5 protein-coding genes, 3 rRNA genes, 6 pseudogenes and 2 riboswitches are annotated in these 17,576 nt (G+C 48.2%); of the genes and pseudogenes, 13 read left to right on the top strand and 1 reads right to left on the bottom strand.

All coding sequences use genetic code 11. The features are described 5' to 3' along the window. Positions 1-47: 47 nt before the first annotated feature. A riboswitch (purine riboswitch) is annotated at positions 48-149 on the top strand. A gap of 99 nt (positions 150-248) precedes the next feature. From NXM86_RS16665 to rrf, 5 genes and pseudogenes are all read left to right on the top strand, one after another. Then, positions 249-1,574: a solute carrier family 23 protein gene (locus NXM86_RS16665; protein WP_171699442.1), complete on the top strand. Its 1,326-nt coding sequence runs from the start codon at positions 249-251 to the stop codon at positions 1,572-1,574. 84 nt (positions 1,575-1,658) lie between these two features. Then, positions 1,659-2,200 (top strand): annotated as a pseudogene (locus tag NXM86_RS16660) (GNAT family N-acetyltransferase). A 525-nt stretch (positions 2,201-2,725) separates the two neighbouring features. Next, positions 2,726-4,283: ribosomal RNA gene (locus NXM86_RS16655) — 16S ribosomal RNA — on the top strand. Between the two features lie 651 nt (positions 4,284-4,934). Continuing rightward, positions 4,935-7,868, top strand: a 23S ribosomal RNA gene (locus tag NXM86_RS16650). A 165-nt stretch (positions 7,869-8,033) separates the two neighbouring features. Further along, positions 8,034-8,150, top strand: a 5S ribosomal RNA gene (gene rrf / locus NXM86_RS16645). Together the 16S, 23S and 5S rRNA genes form the textbook arrangement of a ribosomal RNA operon. A gap of 367 nt (positions 8,151-8,517) precedes the next feature. Here the strand turns inward: rrf and NXM86_RS16640 are convergent. Beyond that, a pseudogene (locus tag NXM86_RS16640) lies at positions 8,518-8,954 on the bottom strand (Hsp20/alpha crystallin family protein). A 148-nt stretch (positions 8,955-9,102) separates the two neighbouring features. Then, positions 9,103-9,204, top strand: a riboswitch (purine riboswitch). 114 nt (positions 9,205-9,318) lie between these two features. Here NXM86_RS16640 and purE point away from each other — a divergent pair. The 8 genes and pseudogenes from purE to purF all read left to right on the top strand — a co-directional run bounded on the left by purE (position 9,319) and on the right by purF (position 17,562). Then, positions 9,319-9,807: a 5-(carboxyamino)imidazole ribonucleotide mutase gene (gene purE, locus NXM86_RS16635; protein WP_012748999.1), complete on the top strand. Its 489-nt coding sequence runs from the start codon at positions 9,319-9,321 to the stop codon at positions 9,805-9,807. Between the two features lie 58 nt (positions 9,808-9,865). Continuing rightward, a pseudogene (gene purK / locus NXM86_RS16630) lies at positions 9,866-10,944 on the top strand (5-(carboxyamino)imidazole ribonucleotide synthase). Further along, positions 10,941-12,234, top strand: a pseudogene (gene purB / locus NXM86_RS16625) (adenylosuccinate lyase). The pseudogenes purK and purB overlap by 4 nt, the downstream one beginning before the upstream one ends. A gap of 77 nt (positions 12,235-12,311) precedes the next feature. Continuing rightward, positions 12,312-13,039, top strand: a pseudogene (gene purC, locus NXM86_RS16620) (phosphoribosylaminoimidazolesuccinocarboxamide synthase). Then, on the top strand, positions 13,027-13,281 hold the full coding sequence (gene purS, locus NXM86_RS16615) for a phosphoribosylformylglycinamidine synthase subunit PurS (protein WP_012749003.1): 255 nt from the start codon (positions 13,027-13,029) through the stop codon (positions 13,279-13,281). The pseudogene purC and the gene purS overlap by 13 nt, the downstream one beginning before the upstream one ends. Then, entirely contained in the window at positions 13,278-13,964 is a 687-nt protein-coding gene (purQ, locus tag NXM86_RS16610; RefSeq protein ID WP_012749004.1) for a phosphoribosylformylglycinamidine synthase subunit PurQ, read from the top strand. The genes purS and purQ overlap by 4 nt, the downstream gene beginning before the upstream one ends. Then, positions 13,948-16,174, top strand: a pseudogene (gene purL, locus NXM86_RS16605) (phosphoribosylformylglycinamidine synthase subunit PurL). The gene purQ and the pseudogene purL overlap by 17 nt, the downstream one beginning before the upstream one ends. Then, positions 16,150-17,562, top strand: a complete 1,413-nt coding sequence (purF, locus tag NXM86_RS16600) for an amidophosphoribosyltransferase (protein WP_089096759.1) — start codon at positions 16,150-16,152, stop codon at positions 17,560-17,562. Before purL ends, purF begins: the two are co-directional and overlap by 25 nt. Positions 17,563-17,576: the final 14 nt, after the last annotated feature.

Genomic DNA, 17,576 nt, shown 5'->3' with positions numbered 1-17,576 from the left:
TTTTTCATTGACATAAAGCGATCGTGCTGATACAATGTACCTATATCGCGAATATTGTCAAAATACGTCGTATAATCCCGGGAATATGGCTCGGGAGTTTCTACCAAGCTACCGTAAATAGCTTGACTACGAGGTATAATGGGGTAGAGAGTGCATTTTTTTGTCCTCTCTATATTCATTATCCCTCTTTAGTCAACGCTTCTGGTAGCTTACTAGAAGCGTTTTTATTTTTATAGGGGGGACAGTAAGTGAAAAAGTATTTCCAATTTGAAGAGCTCGGCACGAATTACCGTACGGAGATCATCGCTGGGATTACAACGTTTTTGTCGATGGCATACATTTTGTTCGTTAACCCGTTTACCCTGTCATTAGGAGCGGTAAAAGATTTTCCTAATGAGCTGCGGATTGACCAAGGTGCGGTATTTGTCGCGACCGCGCTTGCTGCGGCGTATGGTTGTATTTTAATGGGGATTTTAGCTCGTTACCCGATTGCGCTAGCGCCAGGGATGGGACTAAATGCGTTCTTTGCATTCACAGTTGTTTTGCATATGCAAATCCCATGGCAGACGGCATTAGCGGGAGTGTTCGTATCAGGGGTTATTTTTACGATTTTATCTTTAACAGGCATCCGCGAAAAAATTATTGATGCGATTCCGGTAGAGTTGAAGTACGCCGTTGGATCGGGAATCGGGCTATTTATCACATTTATCGGCTTGCAAAATGCAAAAATCATTGTCGATAATCCGGCGACGTTAGTAGGTTTAAGCGATTTAAAAGACGGAAATACGCTATTAGCTATTTTTGGTTTGTTTGTGACGATAATATTAATGGTAAGAAAAGTAAATGGCAGCGTATTTTACGGTATGGTCATTACAGCGATTGTCGGAATGATTTTTGGTTTAATCAAAGTACCAGATAAAATCGTCGGAGCTGTTCCGGATATTTCTCCGACATTTGGCGTTGCTCTTCAGCATTTACCGGACATTTTCTCGTTAAAAATGCTTGGGGTAGTGTTAACTTTCTTCATCGTCGACTTTTTTGACGCAACAGGGACGCTATTAGCAGTAGCGAATCAAGCAGGGCTGTTAAAGGATAATAAACTGCCTCGCGCGGGGAAAGCATTGCTTGTTGATGCAACGGCGGTCATGGTTGGCGCCGTGCTTGGAACATCGACGACGACTTCTTATGTCGAATCATCGGCAGGGGTCGCGGCTGGCGGCCGTTCCGGTTTTTCTGCGGTAGTAACAGGAATTTTGTTTTTGCTGGCACTATTTTTCTCGCCGTTATTAAGTGTTGTTACCGCGCCTGTCACCGCCCCGGCGTTGATTATTGTTGGTGTGTTAATGGTATCTTCGATTGGAGAAATCGATTGGAAAAAACTCGAAGTTGCAATTCCGGCGTTTTTCACGTTAATTACGATGCCGCTTTCGTATAGCATTGCGACAGGGATTGCGGTTGGATTCATCTTTTATCCAATTACGATGATTTTAAGAGGACGCGGTAAAGAAGTTCATCCGATTTTATATGTGTTGTTTGTCATCTTTATCTTATACTTTCTCTTTTTAAGAGAATAGAAAAAGTCCGCCAAAACGGCGGGCTTTTTTATTTGGATTTGGTATAATAGTAGGAAAAATTTATAAAACTGGGAGGGGGACGCTATGTTTATCCACCGCCTGGATGAAGAATCGTGGCTGAAGTTGCTTACAGTGGAAGATGCAGAACGGTTATTTGCGTTAGTTGATTCATGCCGTCCGCATTTGCGGAAGTGGCTTCCGTGGGTGGATTCAACAAAAACAGTAGAGGATTCGAAAGCGTTTATCGCGGGGGGATTGCGGAAATTTGCCGCTGGAAACGGCTTTGAAGCAGGGATTTGGCATAAAGGACAATTAGCGGGAGTCATTGGACTTCATTATATTGATCGCGCGAATAAAAAAACAAGCATTGGCTACTGGCTGGGGAGCAGTTTCAAGGGCTTGGATTAATGACGAAAGCGTGCAAAGCGTGTATCGACTATGCCTTTAATGAATTGAAATTGCATCGGTTGGAAATCCGTTGCGCAGTGGAAAATGAACGAAGCAGGGCAATTCCTGAGCGATTAGGGTTTACAAACGAAGGGACGATCCGGGAAGCAGAGTGGCTTTACGACCATTTCGTTGACCACGTTATTTATGGAATGTTAGAGAGAGAATGGAAACGTTAAAGCGAACTAGAGGGTGCCATACGAATGATCTTTTGTGGCATCTTTCTTTTTGTTTATACTAGAGATTTGACAGCTAAATATATTGCAAACACAAAGAAAAAGTTATTTACCTAATAGTGTTAGGTTGAGGTTATAAACGAAGGTATTGCCGCTAATATTGTACTTGGCGGCTATATAAGGATAAAACGCATGTGCTGTTTGTTTGGCTGTATGTGTGATCGTGGTGAATATAGAATATAGAGTACAGAAAGTGTTGTTTGGTTGGATAAAAATACCTATGGTAAATGGTTGACATTTAATAAGCGATGATGTTATATTAGTAAAGCCGCTTTGATGCGGACGAAAAAAATTAAAAAACATATTGACATGTTAAATTGAAAGTGATATATTATAAGAGTCGCTTTTAAAGAACAAAACAAATGTTCTTTGAAAACTGAACAAAACGAAGCGTCCAAATAGAAAAGCGAAGGCGAGCGACGCCTTGCGGTGTCGGCGCTGAAGCTGAAAAGAAGCCAATCAACTTTCTTTTTGGAGAGTTTGATCCTGGCTCAGGACGAACGCTGGCGGCGTGCCTAATACATGCAAGTCGAGCGGACCGAACGGAAGCTTGCTTCTGTTCGGTTAGCGGCGGACGGGTGAGTAACACGTGGGTAACCTGCCCGTAAGACCGGGATAACTCCGGGAAACCGGGGCTAATACCGGATAACACCGAAGACCGCATGGTCTTTGGTTGAAAGGTGGCTTTTGCTACCACTTACGGATGGGCCCGCGGCGCATTAGCTAGTTGGTGAGGTAACGGCTCACCAAGGCGACGATGCGTAGCCGGCCTGAGAGGGTGACCGGCCACACTGGGACTGAGACACGGCCCAGACTCCTACGGGAGGCAGCAGTAGGGAATCTTCCGCAATGGACGAAAGTCTGACGGAGCGACGCCGCGTGAGCGAAGAAGGTCTTCGGATCGTAAAGCTCTGTTGTTAGGGAAGAAGAAGTACCGTTCGAATAGGGCGGTACGGTGACGGTACCTAACGAGAAAGCCCCGGCTAACTACGTGCCAGCAGCCGCGGTAATACGTAGGGGGCGAGCGTTGTCCGGAATTATTGGGCGTAAAGCGCGCGCAGGCGGTCCCTTAAGTCTGATGTGAAAGCCCACGGCTCAACCGTGGAGGGTCATTGGAAACTGGGGGACTTGAGTGCAGAAGAGGAGAGCGGAATTCCACGTGTAGCGGTGAAATGCGTAGAGATGTGGAGGAACACCAGTGGCGAAGGCGGCTCTCTGGTCTGTAACTGACGCTGAGGCGCGAAAGCGTGGGGAGCAAACAGGATTAGATACCCTGGTAGTCCACGCCGTAAACGATGAGTGCTAAGTGTTAGAGGGGTTAAACCCTTTAGTGCTGTAGCTAACGCGTTAAGCACTCCGCCTGGGGAGTACGGCCGCAAGGCTGAAACTCAAAGGAATTGACGGGGGCCCGCACAAGCGGTGGAGCATGTGGTTTAATTCGAAGCAACGCGAAGAACCTTACCAGGTCTTGACATCCCCTGACAACCCTGGAGACAGGGCGTTCCCCCTTCGGGGGGACAGGGTGACAGGTGGTGCATGGTTGTCGTCAGCTCGTGTCGTGAGATGTTGGGTTAAGTCCCGCAACGAGCGCAACCCTCGCCCCTAGTTGCCAGCATTCAGTTGGGCACTCTAGGGGGACTGCCGGTGACAAACCGGAGGAAGGTGGGGATGACGTCAAATCATCATGCCCCTTATGACCTGGGCTACACACGTGCTACAATGGGCGGTACAAAGGGCTGCGAACCCGCGAGGGGGAGCGAATCCCAAAAAGCCGCTCTCAGTTCGGATTGCAGGCTGCAACTCGCCTGCATGAAGCCGGAATCGCTAGTAATCGCGGATCAGCATGCCGCGGTGAATACGTTCCCGGGCCTTGTACACACCGCCCGTCACACCACGAGAGCTTGCAACACCCGAAGTCGGTGAGGTAACCCTTTAAGGGAGCCAGCCGCCGAAGGTGGGGCAAGTGATTGGGGTGAAGTCGTAACAAGGTAGCCGTACCGGAAGGTGCGGCTGGATCACCTCCTTTCTAAGGATGATACGAAAAGCGAAGGCGACTGGTTAGCCCCGACAGGCGCTGGAGGGCTCGCGAGGAGGCTGTTGCCGCCGCAGCGAGACCGAAGCGGCCCGAGGGGCTAGGAGCCGAAGCTAGACAGTACGAAAAGCGGAAGCGGCTGCCCTTATGGGCTAGTCGGAAGTGGACGCTTCGGGTTTGTTCAGTTTTGAGGGAGCATTTCACTCCTTCAGTCGTTTTGCGTCTGCGTCTACGAGTGGATTCAGAGAAGCTAGATTCCTCGACGCAAGGCAGCAGAGAAGTTGATTCAAGGCAGTAGCCTTGTTCAGTTTTGAAGGAGCATGTTTATGTTCTTTCAAAATAGAGGCTTTGTGTCAGAATTAGTCTTGTGCCTGCGTCTACAAGCAGGTTCGAGGAAGTTAGGTTCCTCGGCACAAAGCTGCAAAGAAGCGAACTCAAAGTAGTAGCTTCGTTCCTTGAAAACTAGATAACCGAAAAGAAAAGCGGAGGCGCCGCGGTTAGCTCTCGAAGCCAAATGTTCTTCACCCGCAGAAGTGCTTGCACTTCGAGGGGGAAGGTTATTTGGCACAAGAGAGCTAGGCGCCGAAGCTAGACATAGGAAGAAGCCGAGAAGCGAAGGCGGCAAGCATGAAGCTGTTTTCGCATGGTTAAGTTAGAAAGGGCGCACGGTGGATGCCTTGGCACTAGGAGCCGATGAAGGACGGGGCAAACGCCGAAACGCTTCGGGGAGCTGTAAGCAAGCGTTGATCCGGAGATGTCCGAATGGGGAAACCCACTGTCCGTAATGGGGCAGTATCCATACCTGAATCCATAGGGTATGGAGGGCACACCCGGGGAACTGAAACATCTAAGTACCCGGAGGAGAAGAAAGCAACCGCGATTCCCTGAGTAGCGGCGAGCGAAACGGGAACAGCCCAAACCAAGAGGCTTGCCTCTTGGGGTTGTAGGACCACTCATGATGGGAGTTACAAAGGAACGGGGTAGACGAAGCGGTCTGGAAAGGCCCGCCAGAGAAGGTGACAGCCCTGTAGTCGAAACTTCGTTCCCCCGAGTGGATCCTGAGTACGGCGGGACACGGGGAATCCCGTCGGAAGCAGGGAGGACCATCTCCCAAGGCTAAATACTCCCTAGTGACCGATAGTGAACCAGTACCGTGAGGGAAAGGTGAAAAGCACCCCGGAAGGGGAGTGAAAGAGAACCTGAAACCGTGTGCCTACAAGTAGTCAGAGCCCGTTCATGGGTGATGGCGTGCCTTTTGTAGAATGAACCGGCGAGTTACGATGACGTGCGAGGTTAAGTCGAAGAGACGGAGCCGCAGCGAAAGCGAGTCTGAATAGGGCGTTAAGTACGTCGTCGTAGACCCGAAACCAGGTGATCTACCCATGTCCAGGGTGAAGGTAGGGTAACACCTACTGGAGGCCCGAACCCACGTACGTTGAAAAGTGCGGGGATGAGGTGTGGGTAGGGGTGAAATGCCAATCGAACCTGGAGATAGCTGGTTCTCCCCGAAATAGCTTTAGGGCTAGCCTCAAGGGAAGAGTCTTGGAGGTAGAGCACTGATTGAGCTAGGGGCCCTCATCGGGTTACCGAACTCAGTCAAACTCCGAATGCCAACGACTTATCCTTGGGAGTCAGACTACGAGTGATAAGATCCGTGGTCGAGAGGGAAACAGCCCAGACCACCAGCTAAGGTCCCAAAGTGCACGTTAAGTGGAAAAGGATGTGGAGTTGCCCAGACAACCAGGATGTTGGCTTAGAAGCAGCCATCATTTAAAGAGTGCGTAATAGCTCACTGGTCGAGTGACTCTGCGCCGAAAATGTACCGGGGCTAAACGTGCCACCGAAGCTGTGGGATGACCATTGGTCATCGGTAGGGGAGCGTTCTAAGCGCGCCGAAGCGGGACCGGAAGGACTCGTGGAGCGCTTAGAAGTGAGAATGCCGGTGTGAGTAGCGAAAACAGAGGTGAGAATCCTCTGCACCGAAAGCCTAAGGTTTCCTGAGGAAGGTTCGTCCGCTCAGGGTTAGTCGGGACCTAAGCCGAGGCCGAAAGGCGTAGGTGATGGGCAACAGGTTGAGATTCCTGTACCACCTCCTCACCGTTTGAGCAATGGGGGGACGCAGGAAGGTAGGGCGAGCAGGCTGCTGGAATAGCCTGTCCAAGCGGTTAGGCTGCCAGATAGGCAAATCCGTCTGGCGCAAAGGCTGAGCCGTGATGGCGAAGGGACCATCGGTCCCGAAGTCCCCGATCCTACACTGCCAAGAAAAGCCTCTAGCGAGGTGAGAGGTGCCCGTACCGCAAACCGACACAGGTAGGCGAGGAGAGAATCCTAAGGTGCGCGGGAGAACTCTCGTTAAGGAACTCGGCAAAATGACCCCGTAACTTCGGGAGAAGGGGTGCTCTCTTGGGTGATGAGCCCGAGAGAGCCGCAGTGAAAAGGCCCAAGCGACTGTTTACCAAAAACACAGGTCTCTGCGAAGCCGAAAGGCGAAGTATAGGGGCTGACACCTGCCCGGTGCTGGAAGGTTAAGGGGAGCGCTTAAGCCGCAAGGCTGAAGGTGCGAACCGAAGCCCCAGTAAACGGCGGCCGTAACTATAACGGTCCTAAGGTAGCGAAATTCCTTGTCGGGTAAGTTCCGACCCGCACGAAAGGTGTAACGACTTGGGCACTGTCTCAACGAGAGACCCGGTGAAATCATACTACCTGTGAAGATGCAGGTTACCCGCGACAGGACGGAAAGACCCCGTGGAGCTTTACTGCAGCCTGATATGGAATTTTGGTATCGCTTGTACAGGATAGGTGGGAGCCTGAGAAGCCGGAGCGCCAGCTTCGGTGGAGGCGCCGGTGGGATACCACCCTGGCGGTATTGAAATTCTAACCCGCACCCCTTATCGGGGTGGGAGACAGTGTCAGGTGGGCAGTTTGACTGGGGCGGTCGCCTCCCAAAAGGTAACGGAGGCGCCCAAAGGTTCCCTCAGAATGGTTGGAAATCATTCGTAGAGTGCAAAGGCACAAGGGAGCTTGACTGCGAGACGGACAGGTCGAGCAGGGACGAAAGTCGGGCTTAGTGATCCGGTGGTTCCGTATGGAAGGGCCATCGCTCAACGGATAAAAGCTACCCCGGGGATAACAGGCTGATCTCCCCCAAGAGTCCACATCGACGGGGAGGTTTGGCACCTCGATGTCGGCTCATCGCATCCTGGGGCTGTAGTCGGTCCCAAGGGTTGGGCTGTTCGCCCATTAAAGCGGTACGCGAGCTGGGTTCAGAACGTCGTGAGACAGTTCGGTCCCTATCCGTCGCGGGCGCAGGAAATTTGAGAGGAGCTGTCCTTAGTACGAGAGGACCGGGATGGACGCACCGCTGGTGTACCAGTTGTCCCGCCAGGGGCACCGCTGGGTAGCTATGTGCGGAAGGGATAAGCGCTGAAAGCATCTAAGCGTGAAGCCCCCCTCAAGATGAGATTTCCCATCGCGTCAAGCGAGTAAGATCCCTCGAAGATGACGAGGTCGATAGGTCCGAGGTGGAAGCGTGGCGACACGTGGAGCTGACGGATACTAATCGATCGAGGACTTAACCAAGCGGAAAAGCGGAGGACGCTAGGAGTTAGACAACGGAAAAGCGGAAGCCGCCTATGCAAAACGGCTTCTTCCAAACAGACGGTTATCTAGTTTTGAGGGAACGAAATCCCTCTTGACAAACGTGATGATTGGAATATAATAATATGTGGCCAATTGAAGTGCTTGCCTAGTGACAATAGCGGAGAGGAAACACCCGTTCCCATCCCGAACACGGAAGTTAAGCTCTCCAGCGCCGATGGTAGTTGGGGCCAGCGCCCCTGCAAGAGTAGGTCGTTGCTAGGCAGGCAAAAAATTAGAGAGCTGACAAGTTCTCTAATTTTTTTGCCCAGCTTATATAAAACCATTGAGTTTTTAATGACGCCATTTAAATCCTCTCCCCCAAAACTAGAAGCGTTATCATCGTTTCCTAGACCCCCTTTTTGATTTAGTATAGGAAACGGAAGCTGTGAAAAGAGGGTGTCCCAAAAATTTGTGGACACCCTCCCTTTTTTATATTTAGAAGGAGAAAGGAGTGATCACTTGCAGGGAAAGCGATGTACTGTAACCCATTTTTATCATACATATTTTCTTACCAATGATTGGTTTGTTTTTGAATGATCATGTTTTTATTGCGCTTTTACGGTAGTTGAAAACATGTCGAATGTAAAAACTATTCTCCTTTTTTGATTTCGATTTTCTTTTTTGTCCCATCAGGGATTAGGCGATGAAGATGAATAAACAATAGACCATTGTGATATGTTGCCTCAATTCGATCTTCCTTTACTGCAAAGGGAAGCGGGATCGTTGTTTCCCATTCTCCTTGAAAAATTCCTTCTTCGATTAATTCGAACCCTTTGAATTGCAAATTAATATTTGCTTTAATTTCTAATGTTTTATAGTACACATAAAGTTCAACATCTTCCATTTTTTCTAATCCCGGTAAACTGACAACGATTAATAGCTCGTTGTCCTTTTTGTATATATTCATGCCAGATTGCTTTTTCGTTGTCGGTAAGAATGATTGGAAACTCCCCAAAAATCTCCTTGAAAAAACTGTTCCCATTGTTTTGTCCATTCGGGAAACGAGTTAAACGGGTTTGACTTCACGGCAACTCCCTCCTCCGCTATTTCATCATATGTTTTCTATACCGTTTTGTGAGAATGAATAGAAAACACGAACATTAATAGTATAAATAAATTAAATGTTCGATTTTATATTGACATCTTCTGAAAAAGGTTGGTAAGATAATAGTAACTTCATAAAGTGAATCACCCTCATATAATTTTGGGAATATGGCCCAAAAGTCTCTACCCAATAACCGTAAATTATTGGACTATGAGGGAAAGGATCGTATTGGTTTTTTCGTCACCTTATAGCCGAGGTATGCCCAGAACGATGCTTTCCCTTATCAATAGAGGGAACGTTCGTTCTGGTTTTTTATATGAAGAGAATCAAAGAGGTGAATGCCACATGCAGCCGCTTGTTGGTGTGATTATGGGAAGTCAATCGGATTGGGAGACAATGAAATATGCTTGCGATATATTAGAAGAATTACAAATTCCGTTTGAAAAAAAAGTAGTTTCCGCCCATCGAACGCCAGATTACATGTTTGAGTATGCGGAGACGGCGGAAGAAAGAGGAATTAAAGTCATTATTGCCGGAGCAGGGGGAGCGGCGCATTTACCAGGGATGGTTGCCGCTAAAACGACGCTGCCGGTGATTGGTGTGCCAGTGCAGTCAAAAGCGTTAAACGGATTAGACTCGCTTTTGTCCATTGTACAAATGCCGGGAGGTGTACCAGTGGCGACGGTCGCCATCGGCAAAGCGGGAGCTACGAACGCGGGGCTTTTAGCAGCCTCGATGTTAGGCATTCATTACCCGCAATACATGGAGGCGCTAAAAAAACGCAGGGAAACGATAAGAAAACAAGTAATGGAAAGCAGTGATCAACTTGTGTAATCGACAAATCATTCCTGGACAAACGATTGGAATTATTGGCGGTGGACAACTTGGGCGGATGATGGCAATCGCTGCGAGAGAAATGGGATTTCGCGTTGCCGTTCTTGATCCAACCCCAGATTCTCCATGTGGCCAAGTGGCGGATATCGAGATTACGGCAGAATATAACGATCTTGAAGCAATTCGAAAGCTTGCTGCGGTGAGTGATGTCATTACGTACGAATTTGAAAATATTGATGCGAATGCTTTAAATTGGCTCGTGGAACACGCGTATGTGCCGCAAGGAAGCAAGCTGCTTGCCATTACGCAAGACCGTGCGATGGAGAAAAAGGCGATTACAGATGCGGGACTTCCTGTTGCACCGTACGTCGAAGTGCAATCCAAAGAGGAGCTGGTTTCGGCCATTGAAACGGTCGGTCTTCCTTGTGTACTCAAAACACGCGCGGCGGCTATGACGGCAAAGGACAATTCGTCATCCGCAACAAAGAAGATGTCAAGGAAGCGCTATCCTTATTAGCGGTTGGCCCTTGTGTATTAGAACGCTGGCTTTCGTTTGATAAAGAAATTTCCGTTATCGTAACAAGAAATGGACTTGGGGAGATGGCCGTATTTCCGGTCGCGGAAAATATTCATGTCGATAATATTTTGCACGAAACGATTGTTCCAGCACGAATTTCCGGGCACATAGCGCAAAAAGCGGTTCGTTATGCGGAAACGCTCGCTGGCTATTTTGGGCTCGTCGGAACGTTAGCGGTTGAAATGTTTTTAACAAAAGAAGGGGATATTTATATTAATGAGCTTGCCCCTAGACCGCACAACTCAGGTCATTATACAATTAATGCTTGTGTGACATCTCAATTTGAGCAGCATGTCCGTGCCATCTGCAACTGGCCGTTAGGAAGCACAGAGCTGCTAAAACCAGCCGTGATGGTGAACATTTTAGGTGAGCATATGGAACCAATCCTTCAGAATATCGAAAAACTAAGCCACGTTCACCTTCATCTTTACGGCAAAAAAGAAGCAAAACCGAAAAGAAAAATGGGGCACGTAACGGTGCTCGCGGAAGATGTCAATGTAGCACTTAAAATGATTGATTCATGGCAAATTTGGAATGATCGGAGGCTGGAACACGTATGATTGAACGTTACACAAGACCGGAAATGGGAGCGATTTGGACGGAAGAAAACCGTTTCAAAGCATGGCTTGAAGTTGAAATTTTAGCTTGTGAGGCATGGGCGGAGCTTGGGGTAATTCCAAAAGAAGACGTCGAGCTTATCCGCAAAAATGCATCGTTTGATATTCAGCGTATCAAAGAAATTGAGGAAGAAACGCGCCATGATGTGGTTGCTTTTACGCGCGCGGTTTCGGAAACGCTAGGCGAAGAGCGAAAATGGGTGCATTACGGTTTAACGTCTACCGATGTCGTTGACACAGCGTTATCGTATTTGTTAAAGCAGGCGAACGAGATTTTGTTGAAAGATTTAGAAAACTTTATTCAAGTATTGAAAGAAAAAGCGCAGGAACATAAATATACGGTGATGATGGGCGCACGCACGGCGTTCACGCCGAACCGACAACATTCGGTCTTAAAATGGCGCTTTGGTATGCGGAGATGCAACGTAATTTAGAACGTTTTAAACAAGCGGCGGAAACGGTGCGCGTCGGGAAAATTTCCGGTGCGGTTGGAACGTATGCAAATATTGATCCGTTTGTTGAACAATACGTATGCGAAAAACTCGGGTTAAAACCAGCGTTGATTTCCACACAAACGTTGCAGCGCGACCGCCACGCGTATTATATGGCGACGTTGGCGCTCATTGCGACGTCGATTGAAAAATTCGCTGTTGAAATTCGTGGTTTGCAAAAAGCGAAGTACGCGAAGTGGAAGAGTTTTTCGCCAAAGGTCAAAAAGGTTCTTCGGCGATGCCGCACAAACGCAATCCGATCGGTTCGGAAAATATGACAGGAATGTCGCGCGTTCTTCGCGGTTATATGTTAACGGCCTATGAAAACGTGCCTCTTTGGCATGAGCGTGATATTTCCCATTCTTCTGCTGAGCGCATCATTTTGCCGGATGCGACGATCGCGTTGAACTATATGCTAAATCGCTTTACGAACATCGTGAAAAACTTGAAAGTCTATCCGGAAAACATGAAGAAAAATATGGATCGCACATTAGGGCTTATTTATTCGCAGCGCGTATTGCTCTCGTTAATTGATGCCGGCATGACGCGCGAAGAAGCGTACGACTTAGTGCAGCCAAAAGCGATGGAGGCATGGGAAAAACAAGTGCCGTTCCGTTCGCTCATTGAAGCGGATGAGCGGATTACAAGCCGTTTAACGAAAGAACAAATCGATGACTGTTTTGATTATCACTATCACTTAAAGCATGTGGATACGATTTTTGAACGGTTAGGATTGTCGTAATGATATATCGGCAAGGAATCCCTTGCCGATGTACAACTAAAAAAATTCTCAATATTCTGGATTAGGGGGCCTTTTTGATGGTCAAAAAGCTAGCATTGCTATATGAAGGAAAAGCGAAAAAAGTGTATACGACTGATGATGCGAACGTATTATGGGTGAGTATAAAGATAGCGCCACTGCGTTTAACGGGGAAAAGAAAGCGACGATTGCGGGGAAAGGGCGTCTTAATAACGAAATTACAAGTGTATTATTTTCAAAGCTTTGTGAAGCAGGAATTCCAAATCATTTTATTCAAAAATTATCTGCTACGGAGCAGCTTGTCAAGAAAGTGACGATTATTCCTCTAGAAGTGGTTGTCCGCAATGTTGTTGCTGGGAGTCTAGCAAAACGGCTTGGCATCCCAGAAGGAACCCGCTTGGAAAAGCCTCTCATTGAATTTTATTACAAAAACGATGACCTCGGTGATCCTCTCTTATTAGAAGATCACATCGCGATTTTAAAGCTGGCTACCTCAGAACAAATTGCTGTTTTGAAGGAACTAGCTTTAAAAGTGAATGACGTATTAACGAAACATTTCGCAGACCGCCGTGTGAGATTAATTGATTTTAAATTAGAGTTTGGCGTTGATGCAGAAGGAGCGATTTTGCTTGCCGATGAAATTTCCCCAGACACTTGCCGTTTGTGGGATATGGAAACGAACGAAAAGCTTGATAAAGACGTATTTCGCCGTGATTTAGGAAGCTTAACGGATGCCTATGAAACGATTTTACAACGATTAGGGGGAGAATCAGCATGTACAAAGTAAAAGTATATGTTACGTTACGAGAAAGTGTGCTAGACCCGCAAGGAACGGCGGTGAAGGGAGCGCTCCATAGCTTGTCTTATAAGGAAGTGCAGGATGTACGAATCGGAAAATTTATGGAGCTTGTCATCGAAAAAAGCGAGCGCGATATTGATGTCCTTGTTCGTGAAATGTGCGAAAAGCTCCTAGCGAATACAGTGATTGAAGACTACCGCTATGAAATTGAGGAGGTAGTCGTACAGTGAAATTCGCGGTCATTGTGTTTCCAGGTTCCAACTGTGACGTCGATATGTATCATGCGATTGCCGATGAATTAGGAGAAGAAGTGGAATATGTATGGCATGATGCGGAAAACCTTGATCGATTTGACGCCATTTTGCTTCCAGGAGGATTTTCCTATGGAGATTATCTTCGCTCCGGAGCGATCGCCCGCTTTTCCAATGTCATGAAAGCAGTGAAAAAAGCGGCAGATGAAGGAAAGCCGGTGCTAGGCGTATGCAACGGGTTTCAAATTTTGCTAGAAGCAGGACTGCTTCCAGGAGCGATGCGCCGCAATAACAGTTTGAAATTTATTTGCCGTCCGGTTTCATTAAGAGTCGAAAATAACGAAACGATGTTTACGTCCGCTTACAAACAAGGGGAAGTGATTACGATTCCAATCGCCCACGGTGAAGGCAATTATTACTGTGATGAGCAAACACTGAAGCGGCTGATCGAAAATCGGCAAATCGTCTTTCGCTATCATGGGGAAAACCCAAATGGAAGCTTGGACGACATCGCTGGAATTGTCAATGAAAAAGGGAACGTACTTGGAATGATGCCGCATCCGGAGCGAGCTGTTGATTCGCTTCTTGGCAGCGCTGACGGATTAAAATTGTTTCAATCGATCGTGAAATATTGGAGGGAAACACATGTCGTTACTGCTTGAGCCAACCCCAACAATGATTAAAGAAGAAAAACTGTATCGGGAAATGGGATTAACGGATGAAGAGTTCGCGATGATCGAGAAAATTCTTGGACGTCTGCCAAACTATACAGAAACGGGAATTTTCTCGGTCATGTGGTCAGAACATTGCAGCTATAAAAATTCTAAACCTGTACTAAAAAAGTTTCCAACGGAAGGAAAACATGTGCTTCAAGGTCCAGGGGAAGGAGCGGGCATCGTTGACATCGGTGATGGGCTGGCGGTGGCGTTTAAAATCGAAAGCCATAACCATCCGTCCGCCATTGAACCGTATCAAGGAGCGGCGACTGGTGTCGGCGGGATCATCCGTGATGTATTTTCGATGGGAGCGCGCCCTATCGCTTTGTTAAACTCGCTTCGGTTCGGGGAATTGACTTCCCGCGCGTAAAATATTTATTTGAGCATGTCGTTGCGGGAATCGCTGGGTACGGCAATTGCGTCGGCATTCCAACCGTTGGCGGCGAAGTGCAATTTGATGCGGCTTATGAAGGAAATCCGCTCGTTAACGCCATGTGTGTCGGCATCATCCGTCATGAAGACATCCAGCGTGGAATCGCATCGGGTGTAGGGAATACGGTCATGTACGTCGGAGCAAAAACAGGACGCGACGGATTCATGGAGCGACGTTCGCTTCCGAGGAATTGACCGAGCAATCAGAAGCGAAACGACCGGCTGTTCAAGTCGGCGATCCATTTATGGAAAAATTATTGCTTGAAGCGTGCTTGGAAGTAGTAAAATCCGATGCGCTTGTTGGCATTCAAGATATGGGAGCGGCGGGCTTGACGAGTTCTTCGGCGGAAATGGCGAGCAAAGGCGGTTTTGGCATCGAGATGAACTTAGATCTTGTTCCACAGCGCGAGGCAGGCATGACTCCGTATGAAATGATGCTGTCCGAATCGCAAGAACGGATGCTGCTTGTCGTCAAACAAGGACGCGAGCAAGAAATTTATGAGTTGTTTGCAAAATATGGGCTCGAAGCGAAAGCGATTGGCAAAGTGACCGATGACAAAATGCTCCGCCTTTATTTTCGTGGGGAAGTCGTCGCCGAAATCCCGGTCGACGCCTTAGCCAAAGATGCGCCAGTATACCATAAACCGTCGAAAGAACCAGCATATTATCGCGAATTTCAAGCGATGGAACCGTATGTTCCGGCTGTTTCCAACTATGAAGAAACGCTGCTTTCGTTATTAGCCCAGCCAACGATTGCAAGCAAAGAATGGGTGTATCAACAATACGATTACATGGTGCGGACAAATACGGTCGTTGCCCCAGGATCGGACGCTGCGGTCTTGCGCATCCGCGGCAACGAACAAGGCGCTGGCGATGACGACCGATTGCAACTCGCGCTACATTTATTTAGATCCAGAAACGGGCGGAAAAATCGCCGTGGCGGAAGCGGCGCGAAACGTTGTCTGTTCAGGAGCGAAACCGCTGGCGATTACAGACTGCTTAAATTTCGGCAATCCAGAGAAACCAGAAATTTTTTGGCAGCTAGAAAAAGCCGTTGACGGAATGAGCGAAGTTTGCCGAGTGTTAGGAACTCCAGTCATTAGTGGAAACGTTTCTTTATATAACGAAACAAATGGAGAAGCCATTTATCCGACACCTGTTATCGGCATGGTTGGACTCGTGGAGGACATTCGTCATATTACTACACAAGCGTTTCAACAAGCAGGCGATCTCATTTATGTGATTGGGGAAGCGAAGCAGGAGTTCGGCGGAAGCGAGCTGCAAAAATTGCTAGAAGGCCGCATTTTTGGAAAAGCACCGGAAATTGATTTAGCAACGGAAGCAAAGCGGCAGCAAGAATTGCTGACGGCGATTCAAGCAGGAGTCGTCGCATCCGCGCACGATATCGCAGAAGGCGGTTTTGCGGTCGCTCTGGCGGAATGCGTGATGAGCACAAACGGCCTTGGCGCGAAAGTAACAGTGGACGGGGATATAACGTCTCAATTATTTAGTGAAACACAATCTCGTTTCATCGTTTCCGTGAAAAAGAAAATCAAGAAAAGTTTGAAAAGCTTGTGGAAGCGAAGCTTATTGGCGAAGTAACAAACGATGGCACGCTTCTTGTTGAACGAGCGAGCGGAGAAGTTGTCATCCAGCTTTCAGTCGAGCAAATGAGAAGCGTTTGGAAAGGAGCTATTCCATGCTTGCTGAAATCAAAGGATTGAACGAAGAGTGTGGTGTTTTCGGCATTTGGGGACACGAAAATGCGGCGCAAATAACATATTACGGTTTGCATAGTCTTCAGCATCGCGGACAAGAAGGAGCGGGAATTGTTGTCGCCCATCAAGGAATGTTGCAAGGACATAAAGGATTAGGGCTTGTTACCGAAGTGTTCAGCAACGGAGAGCTTCAAGCGCTAAAAGGATCGGCCGCCATCGGTCATGTTCGTTATTCAACCGCGGGAGGAGGCGGCTATGAAAACGTTCAGCCGCTTCTGTTCCGTTCGCAAACCGGAAGCATTGCGCTTGCACATAACGGCAATCTCGTCAACGCGATGGACTTAAAGCTTCAGCTGGAGGAGCAAGGTAGCATTTTCCAAACGACATCGGATACGGAAGTATTTGCTCATCTCATTCGCCGCAGCCATGCGCCGACATTCAAAGAGCAAATTAAAGAAGCGCTCACGTATGTTGAAGGAGCGTTCGCTTTCCTGCTATTGACGGAAACAGCGTTGTACGTGGCGCTCGACCCGCATGGGTTCCGCCCGCTTTCCATTGGGCGGCTTGGCAATGCATATGTTATCGCTTCCGAAACGTGCGCGTTTGATGTCGTTGGCGCGACGTATGAGCGGGAAGTGGAACCGGGAGAGCTAATCATCATCAGCGCGGAAGGAATGCGTTCTGAACGATTTGCACAAGCGCAATCACGTTCGATTTGCAGCATGGAATACATTTATTTTGCTCGTCCAGACAGCAATGTCGATGGCATCAACATTCATACAGCAAGAAAAAATCTGGGGAAACGCCTGGCGCTTGAAGCTCCGGTGGAAGCGGACATTGTCACCGGCGTGCCTGATTCAAGCATTTCCGTTGCGATTGGTTACGCGGAAGCCACGGGTATTCCTTATGAGCTTGGGCTCATTAAAAACCGATATGTCGGACGTACATTTATTCAGCCGTCCCAGTCACTTCGCGAACAAGGAGTAAAAATGAAACTTTCCCCGGTACGCGGCGTTGTCGCGGAAAAACGCGTCGTCATGGTCGATGATTCGATCGTGCGCGGCACGACAAGCAAACGCATTGTTGCGATGCTTCGCGAAGCAGGAGCGACGGAAGTGCATGTCCGCATCAGCTCGCCGCCGATCACTCATCCTTGTTTTTACGGGATTGATACATCCACAAAAGAGGAATTGATTGCATCTAATTATACGGTAGAAGAAATCCGCCAAATCATCGGAGCAGATTCCTTGGCGTTTTTAAGTCAGGAAGGGCTGTTAGAAGCGATTGGGCGCTCTCCTCATCTACCATTACGTGGGCAATGTATGGCATGTTTTACCGGAAACTATCCGACAGATATTCATAAAGCGCGGTCGCTGTTTATGGCAACAAAGTAAAAAAGGGGGACTCG

This window comes from Geobacillus sp. CX412 (assembly GCF_027942335.1).
Lineage (GTDB): Bacteria > Bacillota > Bacilli > Bacillales > Anoxybacillaceae > Parageobacillus_B > Parageobacillus_B toebii.
The sequence above is the reverse complement of the archived record's forward strand: the minus strand, read 5'-3'. Positions and strand labels throughout refer to the sequence as shown.